Annotated in this window: 24 protein-coding genes; 10 read left to right on the top strand and 14 right to left on the bottom strand. The window is 51.1% G+C overall.

Translation table 11 applies throughout. From position 1 onward, the window contains the following. Window positions 1-147 precede the first annotated feature (147 nt). The 3 genes from L1N85_RS10115 to L1N85_RS10105 all read left to right on the top strand — a co-directional run bounded on the left by L1N85_RS10115 (window position 148) and on the right by L1N85_RS10105 (window position 2,658). The gene (locus tag L1N85_RS10115; RefSeq protein ID WP_235237438.1) at window positions 148-987 is read left to right on the top strand and encodes a YitT family protein; all 840 of its coding nucleotides are present in this window, start codon (window positions 148-150) and stop codon (window positions 985-987) included. 140 nt (window positions 988-1,127) lie between these two features. Then, window positions 1,128-1,322, top strand: coding sequence for a hypothetical protein (locus L1N85_RS10110; protein WP_235237437.1), 195 nt, complete (start codon window positions 1,128-1,130; stop codon window positions 1,320-1,322). 139 nt (window positions 1,323-1,461) lie between these two features. Further along, a complete protein-coding gene (locus L1N85_RS10105) occupies window positions 1,462-2,658 on the top strand; it encodes a putative glycoside hydrolase (protein ID WP_235237436.1) in 1,197 nt (398 codons plus the stop codon). A gap of 75 nt (window positions 2,659-2,733) precedes the next feature. Here L1N85_RS10105 and L1N85_RS10100 read toward each other — a convergent pair whose 3' ends face one another. The 5 genes from L1N85_RS10100 to L1N85_RS10080 all read right to left on the bottom strand — a co-directional run bounded on the left by L1N85_RS10100 (window position 2,734) and on the right by L1N85_RS10080 (window position 6,308). After that, window positions 2,734-3,453, bottom strand: a complete 720-nt coding sequence (locus tag L1N85_RS10100) for a YebC/PmpR family DNA-binding transcriptional regulator (RefSeq protein ID WP_235237435.1) — start codon at window positions 3,451-3,453, stop codon at window positions 2,734-2,736. Window positions 3,454-3,566: 113 nt separating this feature from the next. Continuing rightward, entirely contained in the window at window positions 3,567-3,776 is a 210-nt protein-coding gene (locus tag L1N85_RS10095) for a DUF3906 family protein (protein WP_235237434.1), read from the bottom strand. Between the two features lie 107 nt (window positions 3,777-3,883). Next, window positions 3,884-4,852, bottom strand: a complete 969-nt coding sequence (pfkA, locus tag L1N85_RS10090) for a 6-phosphofructokinase (RefSeq protein ID WP_235237433.1) — start codon at window positions 4,850-4,852, stop codon at window positions 3,884-3,886. A gap of 30 nt (window positions 4,853-4,882) precedes the next feature. Further along, the gene (locus L1N85_RS10085; protein WP_235237467.1) at window positions 4,883-5,911 is read right to left on the bottom strand and encodes a tetraprenyl-beta-curcumene synthase family protein; all 1,029 of its coding nucleotides are present in this window, start codon (window positions 5,909-5,911) and stop codon (window positions 4,883-4,885) included. A gap of 79 nt (window positions 5,912-5,990) precedes the next feature. Next, on the bottom strand, window positions 5,991-6,308 hold the full coding sequence (locus tag L1N85_RS10080; RefSeq protein ID WP_235237432.1) for a hypothetical protein: 318 nt from the start codon (window positions 6,306-6,308) through the stop codon (window positions 5,991-5,993). Window positions 6,309-6,442: 134 nt separating this feature from the next. Here L1N85_RS10080 and L1N85_RS10075 point away from each other — a divergent pair, with 134 nt between their 5' ends. Further along, complete coding sequence (locus tag L1N85_RS10075) at window positions 6,443-7,630, top strand: MFS transporter (RefSeq protein ID WP_235237431.1); 1,188 nt, start codon at window positions 6,443-6,445, stop codon at window positions 7,628-7,630. 123 nt (window positions 7,631-7,753) lie between these two features. Here L1N85_RS10075 and L1N85_RS10070 read toward each other — a convergent pair whose 3' ends face one another. Continuing rightward, window positions 7,754-7,951: a cold shock domain-containing protein gene (locus tag L1N85_RS10070; protein WP_235237430.1), complete on the bottom strand. Its 198-nt coding sequence runs from the start codon at window positions 7,949-7,951 to the stop codon at window positions 7,754-7,756. Between the two features lie 79 nt (window positions 7,952-8,030). After that, on the bottom strand, window positions 8,031-8,732 hold the full coding sequence (locus L1N85_RS10065) for a class I SAM-dependent methyltransferase (protein WP_235237429.1): 702 nt from the start codon (window positions 8,730-8,732) through the stop codon (window positions 8,031-8,033). A 145-nt stretch (window positions 8,733-8,877) separates the two neighbouring features. Here L1N85_RS10065 and L1N85_RS10060 point away from each other — a divergent pair, with 145 nt between their 5' ends. From L1N85_RS10060 to pepF, 3 genes are all read left to right on the top strand, one after another. Further along, window positions 8,878-9,111, top strand: coding sequence for a hypothetical protein (locus L1N85_RS10060; RefSeq protein WP_235237428.1), 234 nt, complete (start codon window positions 8,878-8,880; stop codon window positions 9,109-9,111). 129 nt (window positions 9,112-9,240) lie between these two features. Further along, entirely contained in the window at window positions 9,241-9,423 is a 183-nt protein-coding gene (locus L1N85_RS10055) for a hypothetical protein (RefSeq protein WP_235237427.1), read from the top strand. A gap of 197 nt (window positions 9,424-9,620) precedes the next feature. Next, window positions 9,621-11,411, top strand: a complete 1,791-nt coding sequence (gene pepF / locus L1N85_RS10050) for an oligoendopeptidase F (RefSeq protein ID WP_235237426.1) — start codon at window positions 9,621-9,623, stop codon at window positions 11,409-11,411. Window positions 11,412-11,478: 67 nt separating this feature from the next. Here pepF and L1N85_RS10045 read toward each other — a convergent pair whose 3' ends face one another. From L1N85_RS10045 to L1N85_RS10015, 7 genes are all read right to left on the bottom strand, one after another. Continuing rightward, a complete protein-coding gene (locus L1N85_RS10045) occupies window positions 11,479-12,354 on the bottom strand; it encodes a DUF92 domain-containing protein (RefSeq protein WP_235237425.1) in 876 nt (291 codons plus the stop codon). 16 nt (window positions 12,355-12,370) lie between these two features. Next, window positions 12,371-13,111 carry a glycerophosphodiester phosphodiesterase gene (locus L1N85_RS10040; protein WP_235237424.1) on the bottom strand — a complete coding sequence of 247 codons (741 nt, stop codon included), beginning with the start codon at window positions 13,109-13,111 and terminating at the stop codon, window positions 12,371-12,373. A gap of 28 nt (window positions 13,112-13,139) precedes the next feature. Further along, window positions 13,140-14,378: a CapA family protein gene (locus L1N85_RS10035; RefSeq protein ID WP_235237423.1), complete on the bottom strand. Its 1,239-nt coding sequence runs from the start codon at window positions 14,376-14,378 to the stop codon at window positions 13,140-13,142. An 83-nt stretch (window positions 14,379-14,461) separates the two neighbouring features. Then, window positions 14,462-15,928 (bottom strand): protoporphyrinogen oxidase, encoded by a 1,467-nt coding sequence (gene hemG, locus L1N85_RS10030; protein ID WP_235237422.1) that lies wholly within the window; start codon window positions 15,926-15,928, stop codon window positions 14,462-14,464. A 5-nt stretch (window positions 15,929-15,933) separates the two neighbouring features. Further along, on the bottom strand, window positions 15,934-16,887 hold the full coding sequence (gene hemH / locus L1N85_RS10025) for a ferrochelatase (RefSeq protein ID WP_235237421.1): 954 nt from the start codon (window positions 16,885-16,887) through the stop codon (window positions 15,934-15,936). Next, the gene (gene hemE, locus L1N85_RS10020) at window positions 16,880-17,950 is read right to left on the bottom strand and encodes a uroporphyrinogen decarboxylase (RefSeq protein WP_235237420.1); all 1,071 of its coding nucleotides are present in this window, start codon (window positions 17,948-17,950) and stop codon (window positions 16,880-16,882) included. The genes hemH and hemE overlap by 8 nt, the downstream gene beginning before the upstream one ends. A gap of 137 nt (window positions 17,951-18,087) precedes the next feature. Beyond that, entirely contained in the window at window positions 18,088-19,488 is a 1,401-nt protein-coding gene (locus tag L1N85_RS10015; protein ID WP_235237419.1) for a DUF4832 domain-containing protein, read from the bottom strand. A gap of 242 nt (window positions 19,489-19,730) precedes the next feature. Between L1N85_RS10015 and L1N85_RS10010 the strand changes: the two genes are divergently transcribed. From L1N85_RS10010 to L1N85_RS10000, 3 genes are read left to right on the top strand one after another with little or no spacing between them, the layout of a single operon-like run. Next, on the top strand, window positions 19,731-21,917 hold the full coding sequence (locus tag L1N85_RS10010) for an NAD-dependent epimerase/dehydratase family protein (protein ID WP_235237418.1): 2,187 nt from the start codon (window positions 19,731-19,733) through the stop codon (window positions 21,915-21,917). Continuing rightward, complete coding sequence (locus tag L1N85_RS10005) at window positions 21,910-22,827, top strand: tetratricopeptide repeat protein (RefSeq protein ID WP_235237417.1); 918 nt, start codon at window positions 21,910-21,912, stop codon at window positions 22,825-22,827. The genes L1N85_RS10010 and L1N85_RS10005 overlap by 8 nt, the downstream gene beginning before the upstream one ends. Beyond that, window positions 22,817-24,649, top strand: coding sequence for a DUF2194 domain-containing protein (locus L1N85_RS10000; protein ID WP_235237416.1), 1,833 nt, complete (start codon window positions 22,817-22,819; stop codon window positions 24,647-24,649). The genes L1N85_RS10005 and L1N85_RS10000 overlap by 11 nt, the downstream gene beginning before the upstream one ends. The last annotated feature ends 5 nt before the right edge of the window (window positions 24,650-24,654 follow it).

Genomic DNA, 24,654 nt, shown 5'->3' with positions numbered 1-24,654 from the left:
CTCAAACTCCTTTTATCTGCAGCCTACTTAAGAATTTCCAAATCATTATAGCACATAACCATTCATGAATACCAGTAAACCAAATAAAGCCATACTACATAAGAAAAACGCTCGTATTATGTTTACGGATGAATGGGAGAGAACATCATGAACCCTCACTCAATAAGATACCTGTTCACGATACCTGTTATGACTTTCGGCGCTCTGCTGGTTGCCGTTGGCTTCAATTTATTTCTTATACCGCATCAGCTGTTGAGCGGCGGCATTTCCGGCATTTCAATGATGATCGGTTATATAACTGGAGGAAATATTGGCTGGCTCTATTTGGTGTTAAATATTCCGGTCCTCATTTGGGGCTGGTTCGCAGTCGGACATCGCTTCATTTATTGGAGCATCTACTCGGTTTTAGTGTCTACGCTATTCCTGCAGCTTGTCCCCGTAGTCAAAATAGCCGACGACATCGTGCTTGGATCCGTCTTCGGAGGCATCATTATCGGATTCGGCAGCGGTTTACTGTTGCGATATGGAGGATCTTCGGGCGGGTTTGATATTGTTGCGTCCATCGTGACCCGCAAACGCGATTTGCCGGTAGGCATGATCATCTTTATTTTGAACGGCGCCGTGATTGCAGCTTTGGTCATGTTCACGAAAAATTGGAATTCCGCCTTGTACTCCCTGCTCTCGATTTTCACCACAGGCAAAGTAGTAGATCTCATCCATGTGCGGCATATTAAACTAACTGCGTTCATTATTACAACCAAAACCGAGGAGCTGCTTGCCAAGCTGCTAACCCATCCCCGCGGGATTACGATTGTCAAGACGCGAGGCGCATTCTCATCAGCCGAGCGAGATATGCTGATGACGGTAAGGACGAAATATGAGCTGGCCGAGCTGAGTAAGACTATAACCACAATCGATCCGCATGCTTTCATAAACATCGTGGAAACGGTAGGCGTCATCGGCGACTTCTCGAAGCCTAAAGATTAATTCAAATACGCATATATGGATTTTATACCGTATCCCTATGTTTTTGAAAATGATCCTGCTATAATATTTGTATCCCGTAGCTTTTTGGTTTCTTGCCATATGATTTCCCCTGAACATTAAATATGAAAGGGTGATGCTCAATGGATTTGGAAACGGTCAAATTGTCTCAAATTGTAGAGAAGCTTGCCCCAGAGCTTAGTCCTTTTCTCACTGAACGTGAAATGGACATTAGCATTGTGCTGCGTGACGGACTCGCCTTGCTCGAGCCCGCTGATGCAATGGAAATTGTGCAGCACAGTATTTGCAATCAGCAGAGAGAAGCTTTGTTACAATGACAATGCGGGACATACGAATTATTCACGCGCCAGTCGAGTCAATTCGGCTGGCTTTTTGTTCGGTTTGAAAAAAGTTAGTGACCAAGAGCTTGGATCTGCTTTATAATTTGATCAGAATAGCTGGCGGGGAGAGAGCAAAATGGACATCATCATCTCATCTTTAATGCTGCTGTACAACTTGCTCACAGGGAGCGGAGACGACAGCCACGCAGCTGGGCAGATCGCCGCAGCCTATGTCAATTCCGCAGTTGGTCAGACGGTTATACAACCGGATTCGCCGTTAACAGGCGTTGAGGAGACGGAGACTGCCGCGCCTTCCGGCGTCAAGAAGGATCCGCAGCCCGACACACCTCCGATCAAGGGCATATATGTAACCGCTCACAGCGCCGGGGGCGCACGCATGAAGTCATTGCTGAAGCTGGTCAATGACACCGAGCTTAACAGTATGGTTATCGATATTAAAGATGATAACGGATATATTACATATCCAACGACTACCCCCGAGCTTCTCGAGGTAGGAGACGCCAAGAAATATATTCGAGACATCGGCGGGCTTATGGCCGTTTTGAAACAGAACAATATCTACCCGATTGCGCGAATCGTTGTCTTCAAGGATACGGTTCTCGCCCGCAAGCAGCCTGAACTGTCGTTCCTCCACCAGGACGGGACGATCTGGAAAAACCGCCGCGGTGAAAGTTTCGTGAATCCGTATCGCAAAGAGGTTTGGGATTACAATGTTGCAGTAGCCAAGGAAGCCGCCAAGCTCGGTTTCAAGGAAATTCAATTCGACTATGTCCGTTTTCCCGAAGGATTCGAGGATAAGGCAGCGTTTCTAACCTTTAACAAAACCGATCAAACCCGCGTTGACGTTGTCGCGGGTTTCGTCAAATACGCTCGCGAGCAGCTTGAGCCGCTCGGCGTGCGCGTATCCGTTGATATATTCGGATACGCGGCTTCAGTCCCCGCAGCCGAAGGCATCGGGCAAGATTTCGTAAAAATTTCGAATGACGTGCATGTGATATCACCGATGGTTTATCCAAGCCACTATAGTACCGGATGGTTTAAACAAAAAACGCCCGACCGCAGTCCCTATGAAACGATCAAAGGCGCTATGTTCGATACCCACAAGAAGCTTGAGCCAACAGGCGAGCTAAAGCCGATCATCAGACCTTGGATTCAAGATTTCACCGCAAGCTGGCTTGGTAAAGGCCAATACCTGAAATATGGCAAAGCAGAGGTTGAAGCCCAAATAAAAGCGCTGCATGATACTGGCGTTACGGAGTACTTGCTCTGGAACGCGGGCAACAAGTATTCACCCGGCGTAAGCTATAAGTGATGGGAACGTTTTTAAAAAAGGGATCAAGCGCTTGTCTTGGAGTCAGACAATAGCTTGATCCCTTTTATTTGTTGCTTAATCTTCAAATTCCACGTTGTGATAAACCTGCTGTACATCTTCGAGGTCTTCCAGCGCATCGACCAGCTTTTCGAATTGCGTCTGCGCGTCCTCAGGAAGCGTGACGAAGTTTTGCGCAAGCATCGTCAGCTCCGCAACCGTAAATTCAGTTATGCCGACATTTCGGAACGATTCCTGTACGGCATGAAACTGATCCGGCTCAGCATATACCATTACGGTCTCCTCTTCTTCCAAGACGTCCTTAACGTCCACGTCCGCTTCCAACAAGATGTCTATAACATCGTCAACGGTTTTGCCCGCTACGCCAATAACAGCCGTGGCATCGAACATATACGCCACCGATCCGCTGACGCCCATATTTCCGCCGTTTTTGTTAAAAGCGGCGCGAACGGCAGGAGCGGTCCGGTTCACGTTGTTCGTTAAAGCGTCAACGATGACCATGGCACCGTTTGGTCCAAAGCCTTCATAACGAAGCTCTTCATAGATTTCATCGGCGCTGCCCTTTGCTTTATCCAGCGCACGGTCGATGATCGCTTTAGGCACGTTATACGTTTTTGCCCGTTCAAGCACGACCTTTAACGCCCGATTCGATTCGGGATCCGGCTCACCCTTCTTGGCTGCTACATAAATTTCAACGCCGAATTTGGCGTAAATCCGGCTTGTGTTTGCATCCTTTGAAGCTTTTTTCTCTTTAATATTGTTCCACTTGCGGCCCATGATGCTCCCACTTTCTTTCAAAAGTATAATTTACGTACATTATAACCGATTTAGCCGCTTGCGGACTAGCTCTGATTGAATCGCCTTTTATTCGTGGGTTACTCGCAGTGTGATTAGTGCAAAGCTCCTTCGATAACGTAGCCGTTTCCGTTTTCCACTCTCTTCTTCTCTAGTAGCGCGATAGAGCGAATTTCCGGCATTTTGATAAAGTGGCGTTGTATGTGGCTCTCTACGACGTTCAACGCTTTCTCGTCCGAGTCCGACAGCAGCACAAGGTAAGCCATGCGATCAACCAGCTCGATTTCCATTTTGTATAAGAACATGATTCCTTCACTCCCTTATCTAATTGATGCTGCTAACTAAGCATGAAGAAAGCCTTATGTCCGGCCGCAGAAACGCAGCTTCGGACATAAGGCTCGATTCGCTCTGTTTATTGAGACAGGCGAAGCGCCAGCTCATACATACTCATGTCAAACGGTTTTTTGGAGTTGACCACCGTATCGATATCCGTTGTGGCCAGCTCGCCGCGAATAACGCCGCATGCTTTGCCGGAGTTGCCTTCCATCAGCTGTCTGACTGCGAAATCACCGAGCCGGCTTGCCAAAATACGATCAACCGCTGTTGGCGTTCCGCCGCGTTGAATATGGCCGAGAACCGTTACGCGAGGTTCAATTCCGCAATTGCCCGTAATTTGTTGTGCCACCTCTTCGCCCTTGCCTGCACCTTCTGCTACGACGATGATACTATGGCGTTTGCCTTTCGCGAAATTCGTCTTCATCCGCTCAGCAACCTCGGTCAGCTCGAACGGAACCTCAGGAACAAGAATCGTCTCCGCTCCGCTCGCAAGACCGGCATAAAGGGCAATATCGCCGCAATGGCGTCCCATTACCTCTACGATGGACGAGCGCTCATGGGAGGACATCGTATCCCGAATCTTGTTAATGGCATCCACGACAATGCTGACCGCCGTATCGAAGCCGATCGTAGCATCCGTGAACGGAATATCATTGTCGATCGTGCCGGGCAGCCCCATCGTTTTGATGCCAAGCTTGCTTAGTTTGTTGGCACCTTGGTAAGAGCCGTCTCCGCCGATGACGACCAGTCCGTCAATCCCTCTTGAGCGAAGCACCTCTGCGCCCCGCTGCTGGCCTTCCGCAGTCATAAACTCCTTGCAGCGCGCCGTTTGCAAGATGGTGCCGCCGCGCTGGATGATGTCTCCAACGCTCCGCAAATCCATTTGCCGCAAATCATCGTTAATAAGACCTTGATAACCGCGCTGTACGCCGTAAACGTCTAATCCGTAAAATAATGCACTTCTTACGACAGCGCGAACGGCTGCGTTCATTCCTTGCGAATCTCCTCCGCTTGTCAGTACTGCGATTGATTTGACTGCAGACATGGTTCATTCCTCCACATAAGTTAGTTATAGTTAAGCCTGTTGTCTCCGAATCCAGATGCTGTTTATGAGAAAAAACAGACGCGTAAGCGGACTGTTCTTCATGAGCTTTCTCGACACATCTCTTACATCCGCCTGGCGGCGAACCTTCGGGTCTGATAGATACAGGGCCAGAAGCCCTTCAATAATCAAACGATGAAAACGGGAAGCCGGAAGCTGCCTCACATCCTCGCGCGCCCGGTTCACTATCATGCCGATGCGCTCAACAAGCAGACCTTCATTATCATAGTAGTTGCAAAAATTAAGATCCCCGCCTGCATGGTCTTCTTCTTGATCAATTAAATAATCGAGTAAAATATGAAGGCCGCACACATGCGGAAAATAGATGCCTTTCATCGCAGCCGCATCCCGCTCGGACAAATGGTCTTCGCTTGCTGCCAAAAACAGCATAAACATGCCTAAAGTCGAGCCGGTCGCCGCCGCAAATTCATTCCAATGCAGGTTGGGATAGTCTCCCCGATGCCGTTCCCACCAGACTAACAGCTGCGATTCCCGTAAATCCTTACGAATATGCTTGTAGACTTGCAGATCGCCGTACAGTCCGACCAGCTCTGCAACATGACACTGTACGCTCCCATAAGAAGGCAGCAGAGCCGTCTGAAGCTGACAGGTCCGGACAAGATGATGCAGATAGCCGCCATCGTCCTTCTCCGTTCTGAGCGCGTAATAATCCTGAAGCTCAGCCTCCGGATTGACGGCATCAAGCATGGAACGATGCAAAAGACGAAAATCATCCGGATCCAGTGAGGTGCTGCGATCGCAAAGGTTGTCCAAATAGTCGCTTATCGTCTGAAGCGCCACAATAAGCGGGATGAGCACATGTCTGTGCTCAAGATTGGCAGCAGCGTAAACGCCTCCGCCTTGGCAATGAAACTTCTTGCTGTCCATGCTATCGAGCGCTTGCGTGCGCAGCTCGGGATCAGGTATTTGCAAAGCAAGACGGCGAAGCTTCTCAAGCTCCCGCTCCACATCAGGCAGAATATATTTATAAACGCGATGCATGAGTTTAAAAGGGCCTTGGGGCACCCGGCTGCCTGATAAAGTCGTCAATCTCACGATGCAACTCTCCTCAGAATCATGTTCATGAATGTCGGCGTGATTCCACTTGCTGATCGATGCGGTACCAGATGTGCAAATCATTGATCCTACTCGCATAGTCGGCAATATCGTAATTTAATATACAGGAACGCTCGAAGCTTTCTTCCTCGAATAACTGCGCTTGCTTCGCGTTAATAAGCCGCTCAAACTCCATGATACGGTCAGGAATGGTCCCCCGAATCAACTCCCACTGCTCAACGATCGCAAGCTGCTCAGTCGGTTCATACTGCTCCCATTCCGCTTCCAGCACGGGAATCCGGATCCGAAGCCTCTCATTCCAATCAAAACGATAAACTCCCATAGTAAACCTCCACATCTAAATGTACCATTTCAACTCATAATAATCCAGCTTCAAATCTCATTGGTCGGATTGCTTTTCCATGCTATACTGTTTCTCATATTATTTTTTGACAGAGATGGAATGAGGTTTCAACTATGAACACATCAGGAACAACCCGAACCGAGCTGTCACCAACAGCTCGAAAGGAGACGCTTTCGCTTCGGATCTATAGCTTTTCCTCGTATTCCACAGCCGCTCTGGTCGTCTCCTTTATACCGCTTTACTTTTTGGATCGAGGCTTTTCCGAGCAGCAGATCGGCATCATTTATTCGACAGGACCATTCATATCGATATTCGCAAACATCATTCTCGGTCTTGCCAGCGATAAATACAGAACGATCAAAAAGCTGCTCATGCTGCTGCTGTTTGGCCAGCTCGTCATGATTTCTATGCTATTCTCCATCGAAAACTTTGCCCTTGTTTGCTTAATTATGATGGGCTTTTACTTTTTTCAAACGCCGATCAATCCGTTAAGCGACAGCCTCCTGCTATTGTCCAGCCAGTATACAGGTACGCCTTATGCACTTATCAGGATCTTCGGATCATTAGGCTTTGCGGTCACCGCTTATTCATTCGGGTTAATTTTAAAGCAAATCGGGTCGCAGTGGACACTCCCGCTCGTATTATGCACCATTGCGGTCACATTGACCTTAACGACGAGAATCAAGGATTATCAAGGAAGCGCCCGCAAAATCGAGTTCTCCGGCTTCTTCAACCTTATTCGCCAACGGGACGTGTTTCTGTTTTTCCTAATTATTCTTATCGTCTCGATCCCGCACCGGATGTACGAAGGATTCCTTGCAGTCACCATGCGGCAGATGGGCGCCAGCGATTCGCTCGTAGGACTGGCATGGCTCGTATCCGCGCTTAGCGAAATTCCTATTTTATTTTTACTTGGAAAATACGGCCATAAGTTTAAAGAGCTGCCGCTGCTCATGATCGCTTCCCTTATGTATGCCATTCGGCTATGGATGCTTAGCGAAATTCAAGATCCGCGCTGGGTAATCGCCGCGCAGGCGATGCACAGCATTTCGTTCGGCATTTATTTCTCTACGGCTCTCCGCTACTTATCTCATCTGATACCGGATCAATTCCGAGCTTCTGGACAGGCTTTATACGCGGTGGTCTGGACGGGGCTCGCCGGGGTAATCAGCGGCATGTTCGGCGGCTTCGTTTATGAGAACTTCGGCAGAGAATCCTTCTTTCAGATGGGTGCCATTTTTGCATTAGTAGCGGCGGCAGGATTTCTGGCGCGATATTTACTCAGTCGTTCCGAACGTTAATCGATTTACATTGGTTATCATCGCAGGCCGGCCTTGGTCAAAGATGCCGTTTCAGTCCTAAAGGCAAAGAAGGGCTCCCTGTCGCCAGGGAGCCCTCTTCCGTCGTTCATTCAAGCATTGATCCTATAGTTTATTGACGTTGGCCGCTTGAGCGCCGCGGTTACCCTCAGTAATGTCGAATTCGACCGCTTGCCCTTCATCTAATGCTTTGAACCCTTCGCCTTGAATTGCCGAGAAATGAACGAATACGTCCTCTCCACCCTCTGTTTGGATAAAGCCGTAGCCTTTCTCTGCGTTAAACCATTTAACTGTTCCTTTCAATTGAACAACCTCCTAGATTTGACCGCCCTTTTATTAGGGCGAGTAGCATCATTATAGCGATACGAATTGGAAAAAGCAATTAGAGTGAAATTCGCAAGAAATAATCAGATCCAGGAATAAACGGAAGCTTGGAGGGCAATAATTCCGTCGTTGCCCCGCTTCGATTTATAGTTTCGATTAATCGCTCAAGCTCGGGATAAAGCTCCCAGTTAAGCGAAATAAGCGGATAAATGCGGATTTGACCGCCAGGCTTGCAAATTCGCATAAGCTCGAATATCGATTTTACATGAAAATCGGGTCCAAAGTGGTTCGCATACAAAAACATAAAATGACTGCAAAGCACGAGTGAAAAACGCTCGTCGGAAAATGGAAGATCTGGAAGTTGTCCGCCCACATAATTTTGCTTATGGTCGTTGCTCAGAACGTCTGCCGTAAAGCGCGCGTGAGAAGCCTTGCGTCCTTCGCGATGCTGCTCCAGCGTACCATAATAGCTCCAGTCGAAAGCATCCGCGAGCTTTGCCAATTTGGCGGTTGATGTCTCGATCTCTTGCTCCGCCTCCATGACCCATTGCTGAACACCCGCCCCATAGCGCGGATCAACGGCAACCGCCGAATAACCTCTTTCATTTGCATCAGCTGTAAACGATGAGCCGCCCGCCGCTACATCAAGCACTTGCCCGGCAGACAAATCCGCTTCTTTCAAATCAAACATCCGTACATACTCTTCGTAACCTCTGCAAGTCATGGCTACGCCGACCTGTTCATAACGCTGCGTACTCATCCTTACACTCTCCTCATCTCATCTGTTCTCTTTAAAAACTCGTCTCGGCTGGGCCTTCATCTTCGATGTCGTATTGATTACAGCCTCAATAATGGCTATGATGATAAGAATACCATAATTAACTACTAAAAGGGTGAAATTACGCATGTTCAAAAAACACGAAATCTATAAAACCGACAAATACAATATGCTAACGGTTGAAGTACAGGGCAAGACGCTTATTGTAAGAGAGATTTCCGATCAGTGGGGAGAAGACAGCCATACCTTCGTCAGCCGTCCGGAAATGATGAATTGGGCAGAAAAGCGATTCCGTCCAGACGATTTTGTTGGCCGCGAGGAAGAATTGGATGGGATTATGACCGCTTTAAAAAATGTATAGCAGCTATCATGCCGTTAAGAAGGAAAATTTGCCCATTACGGCGAACATAACGTAGCAAAGACCCGCATAGATAACGATATGCAACTGCAATTCACGTAAGTTTTATTTCTCAGGAGGCTTACCGAACAGATGGACCCTACTGCAACTATCATTTTCATCATTGCCGCTTTCTCGCTCGGAGCTGTCGTTATTATGAAACGGGACTCCCTGCCGCCAGGTTTGCGCCGCGGTCTTGCGTTGATATCCATCGCATTCATTGCGTTTGCGTTTTTTCTTATTGTTTATGCGTTTTTTACGATGGGTACTGCTTAGCCGGCTGGCTGCCGTATATCTGCAATGACGTTCGGACATAGTAACCACAAACTGTGTCCCGAGGTGATAATCGGATGAAATGGCTAGCCTTGCTGCTTGCTCTAATCCTCGTGCCGGGCGCTGCTGCCTCCAATATTGATGCGGCGGCAAATTCCCGGCACACTTTACCAACCTTTTCCATACCAAGGAGGAATTCGATGAATCACGTACCGAAACGTTCAGAATCCGCACCGGAGACCCGCTGGAAGCTAGAGGATTTATTTGAAAGCCAAGCTGCATGGGACAAGGAGTTCTCGGATGCGAAGACGCTCATTAAAAAAATAGCCGACTACCATGGCAAGCTTGCTGACGTTTCCCAGCTTAAGGCCTGCTTCGAGCTTGAGGATGAGCTCTCCCTTCATGTCGAACGGCTTTACGTATATGCCAACATGAAGCATCACGAGGACACGGCAGAGCCGGCCTTTCAAGCTCTTTCCGATAAGTCGAAGAAGCTGAGCGTTGAAACCGGAGAAGCGTTATCCTTTATTACGCCTGAGGTGCTTAGCCTATCCGATGCACAGCTTGATGCGATTATCAAAGACGAATCGGTTGTGAAATTCCGTCATACGCTCGAGGAAATGCGCCGTCAGAAGGCTCATATTTTATCGAAGAACGAAGAAGCGCTGCTTGCTCAGGTCGGCAACGTTAGCTCCGCTCCCGGCACGATCTTCGGCATGCTTAACAATGCGGACTTAAAGTTTCCCAAGGTGAAAAATGAAGACGGCGAAGAAGTCGAGCTGACTCACGGCCGCTACATACAGTTTCTCGAGAGCAAGAATCAGGATGTGCGCCGCGAAGCCTTCCAAGCGATGTATGATACGTACGGCAAGCTGAAAAACACGCTCGCCTCCACATTAAACGCGAACGTGACGAAAAATATTTTTTATTCCAAGGCTCGTAAATACGATTCCGCACTCGATATGTCCCTTTATGGCGACAACATTCCGAAGGAAGTTTATACGAACCTGGTCGACACCATTCATAAGCATCTGCCCCTTATGCACCGATACATGGAGCTGCGCAAGAAGCTGCTCGGCCTTGATGAGCTGCATATGTACGACCTGTTCGCTCCGCTCGTTGACGAGTTTAAACTTGATATCACATACGAGGAAGCGAAAAAAACGGTGAGCGAGAGCTTGAAGCCGCTTGGCGAGGACTATTTGAAAGTGCTGCAGGACGGCTTCGATAACGGCTGGATCGATGTTTATGAGAATGAAGGCAAGCGCAGCGGCGCATACAGCTGGGGCGCATTCGGTACGCATCCTTACGTGCTGCTTAATCATAAGGACAATTTGAACAGCATGTTCACGTTGACGCATGAGATGGGCCATGCGCTGCACTCGTACTATTCGGACACGAATCAGAACTACCGCGATGCGCAATACACGATTTTCCTTGCAGAGGTCGCTTCGACTTTGAACGAGGCGCTTCTGATGGACTTCCTGCTCAGCAAGTCGACAGATCCGAAGGAGAAAATGTATTTGCTGACCTACTATGCGGACCAATTCCGGACGACGGTGTTCCGTCAAACGATGTTTGCCGAATTTGAGAAAATCGTTCACGAGCGCTCTGAGCAAGGCGATTCGCTTACGCCGCAGGAGCTCAGCAAAATTTATTACGACCTGAACGTTCAGTATTATGGACCGGGAATGGTCATCGATAAGGATATCGAAATGGAATGGGCGCGTATCCCCCATTTCTACAACAGCTTCTACGTATACAAATACGCGACGGGCTTCTCGGCCGCGACAAGCTTCTCCAAGCAAATTTTAGAGGAGGGACAGCCGGCGGTCGAGCGTTACCTTGGCTTCCTGAAGAGCGGCGGCAGCGATTTCTCGATCAACATTTTGAAGAAAGCCGGCGTCGATATGTCATCGCCGGAGCCGATTGAGCAAGCGATGAGCGTATTCGAGGAATTGATCGGTCAGATGGAACAGCTGACGAAATAGTCTATGAAGAAGACCGCCAAGCTCCCTTGGCGGTCTTCTTTTTTTCGAATTAGACAATTGTCTGCAGCTATATGATCGCTTTCAGAAGCATATAGCCAATCGCCCAGGCTAGCGCGCCTGCGAATAGCGACGACAGGAGGTTCACCCTGTCGTTGTTCAGCCAAGCGAAGCCGCGCACACGCTCCGCCGCGCTGCCGCAATGCGCGGCGCGCTCGGTCTCGCTGCCGCATACCCGGCAGCGAAACATGGCCTGGCCGGTTGCGCCGAGCAAGGAGTCGGCGAAGGCACCGGCCAGGCCGGCGGCGGCAGCGGCGGCGATGTATGCCGCCGCTGCGGCTCCGCCGCCGGGCGTACCCGCAGCAGCCTCTGCAGGCTGCGGGACCGCCAGCAGCGCGGCAACGGCGCCGATGAACACGGCGCCTGCCAGCGCTGCTGCGCTGCCGAGCGGCGTGACTCCGCCGCTCGTGCCGGGAGCCACCGGCTTGCCGCTCGTTACCAGGCGCGGAGCCGACCTGCTCAGGGCCCCGATTTCGGTGGCCCAGGTATCTGCGTTTACGGCGGCCATGACGCCGACGTACGCGAATACCCAGCCCTCACCCGGCCACAGCGCATGAGCGGCGCACAGCAGCAAGCCCGCGCCGCCGTTCGCCCAGACTTGGCCGGCATCGCGCCGACCCGTCTTCTCATACTTCGCTTCGGCCTCCGCTTTCGCGCGATGCTTACGCTTCCATCTCGACCAGAGCGTCGAGGAAACGAAAAAAGCAATCAAAAGACCGAACCAGACCGGTTCCCCTAAGGTGACGAAGCCCGTCCCCATTGCAAGCGCCGACCATGCTCCAGACGCAGACAACGCTCGTCCGCGATAAGCGGCAGCAGCAATAAGGCCGCTGCCGAGCAAACCTGCGAGCAGCCTTAACCACCATTCTTCCATTATACCGGCCATACCAAAAATAACCTCCCTATCGCCAAACTCGCTGCTTCATCGCCTCATGCCAGCGATCCGGATAGTTCGTGCAGATCATTAGCTCCGGATCAAGCGCAGCCGCTCTTCGGATTGCACGCTTTTCATTTATCGTCCAAGCCATCACCTGGATGCCTGCTCCCTTCAGCATAGCCATCCGGTCCTTGTTTAATCGCGAATAGCCGATGGATAGGAAGTCCGAGCCAAGTTCCTCCAGCTCCTTCAGAAGCGTATTGCGCCAATCCTCAATAATAAGCCCGGTTCGGACTATGTCTGAAAGCTTGCGTACGCGATGCAGCGCCCCTTCATGAAAGGACGTAATGATCACTTCCTTCTCTGCGTCAAAGGCCCGCACCAGCTCAACTACTTTTTGCTCAATCTGCGGGTAACGGATACCGTCGGTTTTCAGCTCAATATTCAGCTTGCAATGGCCGTCAGTCTCTCTCAGTACCTGTTCGAGCGTTGGGATAGGCTCTTTTTGATATTTTTGCGAGAACCAATTACCCGCATCCAATTGCATAAGCTCAGCTGCCGTGAATGCTTTCACTTCGCCTTTGCCGTTCGTCGTCCTGCGCAATGTAAAATCATGAATGACAACCGGCACATGATCCTTCGACAGCTGAACATCGATTTCTATCCATTCTATTTCAGGATCGACGATTGCCAGACGAATGGCCGCCATCGTATTTTCCGGCGCGCGGCTGGACCAGCCTCTGTGCGCAACGCACGGATTTTTCATCGAGCGATCATCCTCTCGGAGGTTATCTTTAGTTAGGGACAATCACGCCATCCTCTCGGAGCTTCACGCCAAAAGAAATGGAAGTCAGCCGATCAAACAGCGCCTTCGCCGCATCTGCCTCCAACGGAGTAGGCTGCGCCTTTACCGTAATCATCGGATGGAACTTCAGGTCGCAGTCGCCATCCTTCGTGCAAAGTGCATCAAGGACGCCCGTTTCTGCTGCGGTTCCCTTCGGATAGGATGTGAAAATAAAGTTCCCTAAACTGTATGCAATCCATTTCCCTTTATACATTTCGAAGCCCTGAAGCACATGGGGATGACTGCCGATGACAAGGTCTGCGCCGGCATCGATATACTGCTTCCCGAAATCATGCTGATAAGGCAACGGCCGATCTGACCGTTCTTTGCCCCAATGAACCATGACGACAACGATATCCGCCTGTTCTTTCGCCTTCGCGATTGCGGCAACAGCCCTTTTCGTTTCATAGGTTTCGGCAACGCCGGCTACCCGCTTGTCCGCTTTCCACGAAACGAAGGGAATGATTCTGCTTATCCCGATATAAGCGACCTTAGTGCCGCGCACCTCTTTGATCAGCGGCATGAAAGCCTCCGTATCATTGCTGCCCGCGCCCATATGGGAAATTCCCGCATCATCCAGATGCTTCATCGTATCGAGCATGCCCTCTACACCTTGATCGAGCGTATGATTATTCGCAAGGCTTAACACATCGAAGCCGGCATCCCGCATGGATGGCAGCGTTTCCGGCGATCCTTTGAACACATACGGAGTGCCCTCCACCGGAACTCCCCGATCCGTTACCGGATACTCCAAATTGCCCGCGGTCAGATCAGGCTCGCTTAAATACAGCAAGGATGGCTGATACAGATAATTATAGCCTTCACGCTGCGTCACGGCGCTTACATATTCGTTAACCAGCAAATCGCCGACAAATGATAAGCTGATCCTTTCCCCGTCGCCGTTTTCCCCGCTGCCTTCTTCCGTGGAAGAGTCTTCCTCATCCGCCGGTGCGGCATCATTCCCCGCGCCCGCATTGCCAGGCAACTGAGCCTCTTCTTGCTTCTTCCGGGCACCACCGGTATCGCCAAACAAATCCTTAAGCTTATCGGAATTAGCCGCGGCAAGCCATGCGCCTAGCAGCACTATAATAACGACTAGCAGCGTCATATTGATTGTAAATAGCCGTCTAAGCCTTTTTTTACGCTTGAGCTTATCCTGCTGATGAGACTCGGACCGAGATACATACATGGAAGACAGCTCCTCTTTAATAGAATAAAGACTCTTCCATTATACCAATGTTCTGCCTAGGATGGAAAAACAATTATACGAGATCAGCTTTCTAATATCGCCTTCGCCGCTTCCTTTCCCTGTCTTATACAATCGGGCAGCCCTACGCCATCGAATGCCGCGCCCGTAATCCATACGCCCGGAAGCTGCTGCCCGAACCTTGCGCGAAGCTGCTGCATTTGCTCCACATGTCCAACCGGATATTGCGGCATCGAGCGGTGCAATCTCGTAATTTCGGTAAAAATCGGCTTCGCCTTAATGCCCATCGTATCTTCAATATCTTTGCGTACGGCCTTTATGAGCTCAGCATCGGGCAGATTGACGCTCTCCTCATCGCCCGAACGGCCGACATAGCAGCGCAGCAATACCTTATCGTCCGGACTGGTATGCAGCCATTTGCTGGACGTCCACGTACAAGCCGTAATGTGCAGCCCTTCCGAACGCGGGACAACGAAGCCCGAGCCGTCAAAATCAAGCCCGAACGTCGCCTTGTCAAACGCCATGACCACGTTGGCGACCGAAACGTATTGGACCGCCCGCAGCTCCCGGCAGTCAGCCAGCGGCTCAAGCAGCTCCGCCGCGCTATAAGCGGGCGCAGTCATTACGATACGATCAGCCTGCAGCCTTTCGCCGTCTTCAAGCACGACCTCATAGCGGGCGCCCTCCACGTCCTTATAAGCTGACGAAGCCGCTCCCTCAGCCATATCAGCTTTGCGAATTTCCGTCACCTTCGTCCCGAGACGACGCTCTACTCCGGTCAACGCTTCGTCCAGCGCCTTTACAAGCGTCGACAATCCGCCTTTGAACGTAAGAAAGATGCCTCCCTTCGCAACGGCAGGCAGCGCTCCGGCGGCAGCGCCAGACTTCCGGTTATGCCGCATGCCGCGGATAAGACTGCCGTGCTTCTGCTCGGACGCCTTGAATTGCGGGAATGTCGCCCGCAAGCTCAGCTTCTTCAAATCGCCTGCATAAATGCCAGCGAGCAGCGGCTCCGCGATGCGCCGCATCACCTGCTTACCTACGCGGCGCTCCAGAAACCCGCCAATCGACTCATCGTCCTGCTCCTTGCGGGCCGGGAGCACGAGATCAAGCAATGCCCGCAGCTTTCCGCCCCATGAGAGCAAACCTGTTTTTACGAATGGGCCTATCTCCGTCGGTATTCCGAGCACGAGACCGGGCGGCATGGGATACAGCTTGCGCCGATGCAAAATATAAGTTTTTTTGGCGCCCGGATTCGTCGTCGTCAGCTCATCCTCCAGGCCAAGCTCTTTCGCCAGATCAATGATCGCCAGCTTACGCGCCAGAAACGAATCCGGCCCTTTCTCAATGACGAAGCCGTCACGATGCAGCGTATTAATTTTTCCGCCAAAGGCAGGAGCTCCTTCTACGATGGTAATCGCAAGCTCCCTGCCTAACCGCTCCGCTTCCCGCTGCAAATAAAAAGCGGAGCTCAGTCCGCTGATCCCTCCGCCAATAATGACAATACGATCAGGGTTTCCGATTCTCCGCATCCCGCTCATTCCTTCCTAACGCATACCGACGCCTCGATGACCGATTCCGCCAGCGTTTCCATGTATAACGGATCGCGATTAAGCATCGCGATCCGTTCCAATGTCATATCAAGCTCTTTCGCCGCAGCCCGCGCTTCGATATCAAGGTCGTATAAAACTTCCAAATGATCCGATACGAAGCCGACCGGCGCGACAAGCACCGCCTTTACGCCTTCCTCCGCCAGCACCTGCAAAGTCTCCAAAATATCCGGTCCGAGCCAAGGCTCTCTTGTCCGTCCCGCGCTTTGCCACGTAAATTGCCATTCCTGCACTTTAGCCGCCTTCGCAACAGCTGCGGACGTTTCCAGCAATTGTTCCTCGTATGGATCGCCAAGCTCACGAATCCTCACCGGCAAGCTGTGTGCGCTGAACAGCACCTTCACGCGTTCTTCTCCTTCGGTTGCAGCCGCCAATTGCTTCAAGCCGTCCACTACTCGATCCGTCAATGCCTTCAGAAGCTTCGGATGCAGGTGATACTGCTGAACAAAGGTCATCTCAATGCCAAGCTCAGCCGCCTTCTCCTGCGCCCGCTTGATATAGCTTCCGACGCTCATCGCCGAGTAATGCGGCGCAAGCACGATTCCGACCGCCTGCTTGATGCCGTCCTTCGCCATTTGCTCTACGCCGTCTTCAATATAAGGCTTCGCATGCTTCAAGCCTTGATAGCAAACGAAGCGTCCGGCGATAAGCTGCTCCAGCTTGTCCTGCAAACCCGCAACCTGCCCGTTCGTATTCTCCCGCAGCGGGAATACGCCGCCGACGATCGCTTCGTACCGCTCCTTCAGCTCCGCAAGCTGCTCAGGCGCCGGTGCGCTGCCGCGGCGAATATGCGTATAGTAAGCTTCCACGTCAGCCATGGACTCCGGCGTTCCATAGGACATGACGAGTACGCCGATTCGCTTCGCTCTATGCTCAGGCATGACTTTCCTCCTTCTTGCTGCGCGCTGCAATGGCCTTCTTCGAATACGAATGAACGAAAGCCGTCAGCTCAGCGAGCTTCTCCAGCGATGCTTCCGGGAATAGGCCGTGTCCAAGGTTGAAAATAAAGCCAGGCTCCTCTATGCCGCTATCTATGATTTCTTTGGCATACGCTTCGATGACGCTGATAGGTGCGGTCAAAATAGTCGGGTCCAGATTCCCTTGTACCGCGAATCCGCCGTCCAATCTCCTGCGGCCTTCCGCGATCGATACGCGCCAGTCAAGGCCGATCACATCCGATTTCACGTTATGCAGCTCAGGCAACAGCTCGCCGGAGCTCACGCCCGGAAAATAAATTTTCGGCTGCGGCAAATCCGCCAGCTCGGTAAATATCCGTTCAATTGTCGGCAATACGAACGTCCTGAAATCAGCGGGCGCGAGCGCGCCTACCCAGCTGTCGAACAGCTGAAAAGCCTTGCCCCCTGCTGCAATATGGGCACGCAAATAAGTAATGACCATATCGCCGAGCTTGCGCATCAGCTCATGCCATACCGCCGGCTCGCTGTACATCATTTCCTTCGTCCGCAAATAGTTTTTTGAAGGCCTTCCTTCAATCAGATAGCTCGCAATCGTGAACGGAGCCCCGGCGAACGTGATGAGCGGCACGGTAAGCTCACGGTCCAGAATGCGAATCGTCTCCAGCACATGTCCCAAATCGCCCTCTACATCAATCGGCTTCAACCGCTCCACGTCGGCTGCCGATCGAATCGGATTCGCGATGACGGGACCGATATTCGCTACGATGTCAAAATCGATGCCGATCGAAGCGACTGGATTCATGATGTCGGAATACAATATAGCCGCATCGACGCCCAGTTTCCGAATCGGCATCAGCGTCACCTCGGCTGCCAATTCAGGCTGCTTGCATATTTCAAGCAATGAATATTTTTCTTTTATTTTGCGATAATCAGGGTCGTACCGTCCTGCCTGTCGCATATACCATACAGGCACCTGATCTACGTGTTCCTTCCGGCAAGCCCGTATGAAACGGTCGTTATAAGACATTCCCGTTCCCCATTTCTATGTATTTTCCTATGTTTTCATTATGCCCTTTTTCATTCGGCCAAACAACTGCCGCCAATCGACTTCCTATGACAATAGTATGACAATAAGCGGTTCCTTGCATGAAGGACATGTGAAACTTATCTCTTAACCAGAACGGAGCCGAGCGCGTAGCGACCGTCGGGCCGTTTGCCTTCATTGGCAAACAGAATCCCGGGCGCACCTTTGTCCGGGTCGAGAATAGCGGCATTGACCGTATACTCGCTCTCAGTCAAATGTTTCGGGACATTCAGCTGTACGGAGACCTTGTGAGACCCCGGCAGCCATTTGCGGATATCGATAGACGGCCTGGCCGTTGCTGCGATTTGCCCGCTTTGGTCGCTTAACGTCATTTCCAGCGGCCAGCGATAATAAAACGGAGCCACTCCCCGGTTCGCCATGTCGATGATTACATTCAGCTTACCGCCTGCCTTGACCTTTGCCGCATAAGATACTTTCGTAATAACGAAGCGATAACCGATCGTTTTTAGAAACCGGTCGATGTTCGTTTGCAGCTCTCCGCCCGGTTCCTCATGAATGGGAGCATTCGGCCCCATCCACGAAACATGCGTCAGCCTGGCCTGCCGCAGCGTTTCTTCGATAGCCGAGTCGCGCAAATACTTCGTGTCGTCCGCGAACTCCCCGCCGCTTGGCGCCTTCTTCCAAAAATGCGGCATGGCGGGCTCTTCCTCATTCGTTAGCCACGATGTATAGCCTTCCTTATACCAACGCAGAAATCCGTCGACCGTAGCGTCGTGCTTGCCGAACGCATCGTTATACAGCCCAAACTCATTCTTTGCCGCGATCGCATGAGGCCTGCGCATTAGCAGCGGTTTGTCCTTAAAATATGTAATGTAATGCTTCGCATACTGGTCCGATATGTTCCGCAGCGGAAAGGGGATGCTCGCTTGTTCGTCGTCCCGGGTATGCCACTCGCCCCAATGGCCTACGCTGCCAAGCTGAATAAAGGCAATGAGAGAATCGTTATTGTAACGTTTGGCCAAGGCAGCTATGAGCCGTTCATGATGACGAATAAGTACAGCTTGATTGTAATCGGGACTAAACCCTTTTCCATAGTCGGTATCGTAATGGGTGCCCCTCTTCCCTATTTCGTCATATAGCCAATCCGGAATGTCCATGTGGGCATCGTCTCTCGGATAGTCCAAAATCACGCGCAAGACGAGCTTCACGTCTTCCTTTCTCCAATGGGCAAAATTAAATTTACGTTCGATTTCATCAAACGCATACTCTCCTTTAGCCGGTTCAAGCTCGCGCCAACTCAAATTGGCATGCGCAAGCCGAAATGGCTGCGTCACTTCGACATATTTCGCATCGACCGAAAAACCCATATAGGGATTGGCCAGCACCTCGTCCGTTTCGGCCGGGGAGTATGAAATACGCTTAACCGAAGCATCCGCATAAAATCCCATGCCAACAAAAAGGCCGACCGCACTTATTGTCAAAACGACAAAAACGATTAAAAACCAGTAACTCTTCAACATGATGAGAGCCTCCTTCAATAATGGAAATATACCAAATCGTACATAAAGACACAATCTCGCATGGATAATTGTACCTAGCAACTTTTAAGCCAATATTTCGTATAGGTCTTTAGTTTCGCTTTCTATTGTTTTATGAGATAATATTCGACATAGGCAGGTCGATTTCATCAATCATTCGTTTCAAGAGAATGGTATAATAGCAAAATATGTCGAAGAACTCTCGTACATTGGGGTGAAGATTGATGAGGGTGCTCGTAACGGGAGGTTATGGCTTTATTGGCTCCTTCGTGGCGGAGCGGTTCAATATGGAAGGCTATGAAGTATCTATCATAGACAACTTGGCAACCGGAAGCAGACAAAACGTTGATTGCAAGCATAAATCTTATATTATGTCGGTCGAAGAACGCAATTGCGAGGAAATTTTCCGCAATAACCGCTTTGACGTCGTCATTCACTTGGCCGCGCAGGTAAGCGTTGCGACTTCGATGGAGAATCCGAGACAGGATACGAAATCCAATGTCCTCGGCTTATCCAATATGCTCGTATTATCTCATAAATATGGAGTAAAAAAATTTATTTTCGCCTCTTCCGCCGCCGTTTACGGCTTGAACGACCAACTGCCGCTTCAAGAATCTGCGCAGCGCGACCCGATTTCGCCTTACGGCATTAATAAGATGATTGGCGAAATTTACTGCGCGAAGTGGCACGAAATTTACGCCTTGGAGACGCTTTGCTTTCGTTTCTCGAATGTGTACGGACCGCGTCAGGACAGTCTCGGTGAAGGCGGCGTCGTCTCCATTTTCATGGACCGGACAACAAAAGGCCAAGAGCTGACGATTTACGGAGACGGCGGACAGACGAGGGATTTTATTTATGTCGAGGATGTGGCCGACGCGATTTACCGGGCCTCCTATTCAGATTTGACCGGCGTCTACAACTTGTCCACCAATACCGAGAGCAGCGTAAACGATCTGATTGAAGCGTTGCGCGGCTTGCACGGCACGGCCTCCGTATCCTATCGCGATTTCCGGCAAGGCGATATTTACCGCTCCGCGCTCGATAACTCGCGCATTGGTAACGATCTTGATTGGGCGCCTAAGTACGATCTTCAAGAAGGACTTTACCGGACCTACGAATGGTTTAAGAACGAACGCCCAGCTGAGGAGCCCGTAACGAAGCCGGATCGCGAGCGTCCATCACTTCTTGCCCGTGCAGTGAAGGCAATTATCCCGTATGCGGAAAACATGCTTGCATTTGCCCTTTCGGCTTGGCTGACGTTAACGATTGAGGACACGCTGTACAACTTTATCGATATCAGGCTCTTCTATATCATTATCATCGGCATTATATACGGCAGCCGTCAATCGATCATTGCCGTTGCCTTATCCGTTGCACTGTATACATATCAGCTGCTAGAAGACGGTTACGATCTCATTTCGCTATTTTACGGTACGGACCTCTTCTTTCAGATCGCCATTTACTTGTTTGTCGGACTGGTCGTAGGCTACTCGATCGAACGAAGGACGAACGCTGCCAAGAGCAAAGAGAGACAGTTGGAGGCGCTCCAAGTGAAGTATGCGTTCCTTAACGAGGTTTACGACGAGACACGCATTGTGAAGGAAGAGCTTCAGCAGCAAATCATGAATAACGGCGACAGCTTCGGCAAGATTTATTCCATAACGAAAGAGCTGGACAGCCTGGAGCCCGAACAAATTTTCACATCTACCGTAACCGTCGTCGAATCCATCATGAAGTCCCAATCGGTTTCGATTTATACCGTTAATAAATATAAAAGCTACCTGCGTCTCGCAGCGCGCTCAAACGGCAGAGACTTCGAAGTGCCCAAATCGATGAAGGTTGATGATTACCCCTATATGAAACAGCTGCTCGATTGCAAGAAGATTTATATAAACAAGGAGCTTCTCGGGGACTCGCCTCTGCTCGCCGCTCCCGTTATCAGCGGCGGCGAAGTGGTCGCTATCGTCTCGCTGCATCAAATGAAGTTCGATAATTTCTCGCTTTATTATCAGAATTTGTTCAAAATCACTGTAGACCTTATCTCCTCCTCCCTGTCTCGCGCGCTCTCCTATGTGGGGGCGACCAGCAGCCAGCGCTACATCGAAGGAACGCAGGTGCTGAGACCGGACGTATTTACGGATATTCTCGCCAGCAAACGGATGGCCAGCGATAAGCACGGCATCGAGTACGTGCTGCTTTCCGCAGGGCCCCCGGGCGACGCTCCTCCGGATCTAGCGGATCAAATTTCCCGCTCGCTGCGGGAAACCGACTACCTGGGCCTGGGGCCGGACGGACAGCTGCTCGTGCTTCTGAGCAATTCCAGTAAGCAGGACGCCGCGTTTGTTCTAAACCGGTTTTATAACAACAACATCAAATTGGACATTGTAAAAGAGGATTTAAGATATGCTTGATCTGATCTTCATCTCATATTTGCTGTTGAGCGCCATTCTGCTTGGCATAAGGCACCGTAGAGATAAGCGGGAATGGCTGCTCCGTTTCGTTCTCTCCGCCTCCCTGCCTGTTATCTGCTTCTTGCTGCCGTTGTTTTGGCGAAAACGGTGGCATGAGCGGAACGCCTGCCGCGCTTCCGCCCGGATTGCCGAGCTGGAGGTCGCCATATCGATAGACGGCTCCAGCGGACAGATCGGCGTTTACAAGATGCCCGAGTCCGCGAAGGAAATGAATGTCATTCCGCTTGAGGAAGCGCTGCTCGTGAACGATTTGACTACAAGAAGGCGCATTATGATCGATTTATTGAAGCAGGATTCGTTAGAACATCTCGAAGTGCTCCGGCTTGCGGTCAGCAACGAGGATACGGAAACCTCCCATTATGCCGTCAGCGCGATTATGGAGATCAAGCGCAAGCTGACGCTGACGCTGCAGGACCTCGCGGTCAAATTTGAAGAAAACAAGCAAGACGCCTACATGCTCGCATCTTACGCAGAAGTGCTGAACAGCTATATGCGAAGCGGCTTCCTCGATGAGCGGACGATGCTTAAGCATAAACATACCTATGCCATGGTCCTCGGCAAGCTGATCGAAGCTTCCCCCGATTCCGCCGAAGCTTATTCAGGCAAGCTGGAAACGGAATTGGACCTCGAGGAATTCGCCGCCGCCGAACAAACGGCCAAGCGTTATCTCGAGAGGTTCCCGCGCAGCGAGGACGCTTATCTCGGCCTGATGAAAGTTTATTTTACAGTCCGTTCGATTGATCAACTGAATCAAACACTGGCGCAAATGAAGCGCTCGTCCATCCGTTTGTCGAGCAAAGCGATTACGACCGTCCGATTCTGGTCGGAGGGAGGGCAGCATGAAATCTAAAATCAGATTAAAACGCAGCATCTACCTGATCATCATCGGCGTCGTTCTGCTGGCGATCGGCGTGCAGATCGCCCAATCGCGGTTCGTCCTCCAGTTCAGTCGAAATGAACAGACGAGCAGCAGCATCAAGCAGTTGAAAGCCAGCATGGCCAGCAGCACGGAACTTACGCCGTCCGGCACACCTTATTGCTTGGCGTTCGATGGTGCCAACGAATACAGCGTCAAGGTGAATGATCAAGTAAGACAATTGCTTAAGTATATGAAGAAGCCTGTTAATGCCTTTGACATCCGGCAAGGCGAGTTTAACCCAACGGATTGCGAGATGGTGATCGTATCGGTGCAGCAGTTGAATCTGCTTGGAAATACGCAGACGCTCGCCGACTATGTGAATCAGGGCGGCTATGCTTTCTTTACGGTACAGCTCGATCAAGACGACGCATTCTTCCGCTTGTACCGGAAGATAGGCATTCTTGATGCGGGAAACATCACCATTCAACAAGGTATTACAATCACCTCCAATGTGCTGATTGGCGAGAGCGGACTTGCCATTGACGACCCGTTCCTCACTAACACGGTCATGAACGTTGAGCTGGAGAAGAAGAGCCGGGTGCTCGCCACAACGGCAAGCGGCATGCCGCTGCTATGGGATTACCGCCACGGCAAAGGAAAATTCATGGTGTTTAACGGCACCATGCTCCAGGAGAAAATAAACCGCGGGCTGCTCGCGGGTGCCATTTCGATGCTGCAGCCCGATTTTATCTACCCGATCTTTAATACAAAAATGATGTATATCGACGATTTCCCCGCACCGATCGGCAAGACGGTCGACGCCGCCATCTACCGCGATTACCGCCGGGACCGGCCGGCCTTCTTCCGGGATATATGGTGGCCTGACATGCTCAAAGCCGCAAAGCAGTACGATATCAAATATTCGGCCGTACTGATCGAATCCTACAACGACGTAGTGACGCCGCCCTTCCATTCTCCGGTCGATGCCGATGAAGAAGGACTCATCACCTATGGGCGCGAGGTACTAAAGAGCGGCGGCGAAATCGGCCTTCACGGCTTTAATCACCAGTCGCTTGTGCTTTCGCAAGAGGTCGCGGACAAATATGGCTACCAAGCATGGCGCAATGTCGAAGAGATGGCTGAATCGATCAAAGAAGCACTCCGTTTCACGAAAACGGCTTTTCCGAACTATACGATGCTAACTTACGTACCCCCTTCCAACGCGCTGAGTCCGGAGGGTCGGGAAGCGCTTAAGCTTGGCTGGCCGGATATCTCGGTTATAGCCTCGCTGTACGGTGAAGACGCATCCGGTCTCTCCTACGTGCAAGAATACGAGATCGCACAGGACGGCATCCTCGAAATGCCGCGGGTGACGTCAGGCTATACGCAGGGCAGCTTCGAGAGATGGGCGGAAGCGAGCACGATAACCTCGATCGGCGTCTTCTCCCACTTTCTCCACCCGGACGACTTGCTTCACGCGGTTCGCAGCAAAGGTCTGAACTGGGAGAAGCTATTCGAGAAATTTGCGGATATGCTGGCACGGCTCGATAAGACCTATCCATGGCTGAGGCCGATGACTTCGACGGAATCGGCGATCAACATAGCGGAGGTTCTTACCAGCAGCGTCGATTGGAATCGCAGCGGGCGGACGATTCGCGGCTCGATCAAGCCATACCGCGGCGATGCGTTCTTCATTCTCCGGACGGAGAAAACGATGCGATCGTTGAAGGGCTGCACCGTTCGAAAAATCGACGATGGCACGTATTTGATAACCGCGAGCAAGGCGGAATTCTACATCGAATTGGGTGATTAACGACT

The organism is Paenibacillus alkaliterrae, assembly GCF_021532375.1.
Lineage (GTDB): Bacteria > Bacillota > Bacilli > Paenibacillales > Paenibacillaceae > Pristimantibacillus > Pristimantibacillus alkaliterrae.
Note: the sequence above shows the minus strand (reverse complement) of the source record. Positions and strands in the feature narration are given on the sequence as shown.

What these genes read in the sequence shown, in the direction of transcription:
- L1N85_RS10115 (WP_235237438.1), top strand. Translation starts at nt 148, where the DNA reads ATGAACCCTCACTCAATAAGATACCTGTTCACGATACCTGTTATGACT.
- L1N85_RS10110 (WP_235237437.1), top strand. Translation starts at nt 1,128, where the DNA reads ATGGATTTGGAAACGGTCAAATTGTCTCAAATTGTAGAGAAGCTTGCC.
- L1N85_RS10105 (WP_235237436.1), top strand. Translation starts at nt 1,462, where the DNA reads ATGGACATCATCATCTCATCTTTAATGCTGCTGTACAACTTGCTCACA.
- L1N85_RS10100 (WP_235237435.1), bottom strand. Translation starts at nt 3,453, where the DNA reads ATGGGCCGCAAGTGGAACAATATTAAAGAGAAAAAAGCTTCAAAGGAT.
- L1N85_RS10095 (WP_235237434.1), bottom strand. Translation starts at nt 3,776, where the DNA reads ATGTTCTTATACAAAATGGAAATCGAGCTGGTTGATCGCATGGCTTAC.
- pfkA (WP_235237433.1), bottom strand. Translation starts at nt 4,852, where the DNA reads ATGTCTGCAGTCAAATCAATCGCAGTACTGACAAGCGGAGGAGATTCG.
- L1N85_RS10085 (WP_235237467.1), bottom strand. Translation starts at nt 5,911, where the DNA reads ATGCATCGCGTTTATAAATATATTCTGCCTGATGTGGAGCGGGAGCTT.
- L1N85_RS10080 (WP_235237432.1), bottom strand. Translation starts at nt 6,308, where the DNA reads ATGGGAGTTTATCGTTTTGATTGGAATGAGAGGCTTCGGATCCGGATT.
- L1N85_RS10075 (WP_235237431.1), top strand. Translation starts at nt 6,443, where the DNA reads ATGAACACATCAGGAACAACCCGAACCGAGCTGTCACCAACAGCTCGA.
- L1N85_RS10065 (WP_235237429.1), bottom strand. Translation starts at nt 8,732, where the DNA reads ATGAGTACGCAGCGTTATGAACAGGTCGGCGTAGCCATGACTTGCAGA.
- L1N85_RS10060 (WP_235237428.1), top strand. Translation starts at nt 8,878, where the DNA reads ATGTTCAAAAAACACGAAATCTATAAAACCGACAAATACAATATGCTA.
- L1N85_RS10055 (WP_235237427.1), top strand. Translation starts at nt 9,241, where the DNA reads ATGGACCCTACTGCAACTATCATTTTCATCATTGCCGCTTTCTCGCTC.
- pepF (WP_235237426.1), top strand. Translation starts at nt 9,621, where the DNA reads ATGAATCACGTACCGAAACGTTCAGAATCCGCACCGGAGACCCGCTGG.
- L1N85_RS10045 (WP_235237425.1), bottom strand. Translation starts at nt 12,354, where the DNA reads ATGGCCGGTATAATGGAAGAATGGTGGTTAAGGCTGCTCGCAGGTTTG.
- L1N85_RS10040 (WP_235237424.1), bottom strand. Translation starts at nt 13,111, where the DNA reads ATGAAAAATCCGTGCGTTGCGCACAGAGGCTGGTCCAGCCGCGCGCCG.
- L1N85_RS10035 (WP_235237423.1), bottom strand. Translation starts at nt 14,378, where the DNA reads ATGTATGTATCTCGGTCCGAGTCTCATCAGCAGGATAAGCTCAAGCGT.
- hemG (WP_235237422.1), bottom strand. Translation starts at nt 15,928, where the DNA reads ATGCGGAGAATCGGAAACCCTGATCGTATTGTCATTATTGGCGGAGGG.
- hemH (WP_235237421.1), bottom strand. Translation starts at nt 16,887, where the DNA reads ATGCCTGAGCATAGAGCGAAGCGAATCGGCGTACTCGTCATGTCCTAT.
- hemE (WP_235237420.1), bottom strand. Translation starts at nt 17,950, where the DNA reads ATGTCTTATAACGACCGTTTCATACGGGCTTGCCGGAAGGAACACGTA.
- L1N85_RS10015 (WP_235237419.1), bottom strand. Translation starts at nt 19,488, where the DNA reads ATGTTGAAGAGTTACTGGTTTTTAATCGTTTTTGTCGTTTTGACAATA.
- L1N85_RS10010 (WP_235237418.1), top strand. Translation starts at nt 19,731, where the DNA reads ATGAGGGTGCTCGTAACGGGAGGTTATGGCTTTATTGGCTCCTTCGTG.
- L1N85_RS10005 (WP_235237417.1), top strand. Translation starts at nt 21,910, where the DNA reads ATGCTTGATCTGATCTTCATCTCATATTTGCTGTTGAGCGCCATTCTG.
- L1N85_RS10000 (WP_235237416.1), top strand. Translation starts at nt 22,817, where the DNA reads ATGAAATCTAAAATCAGATTAAAACGCAGCATCTACCTGATCATCATC.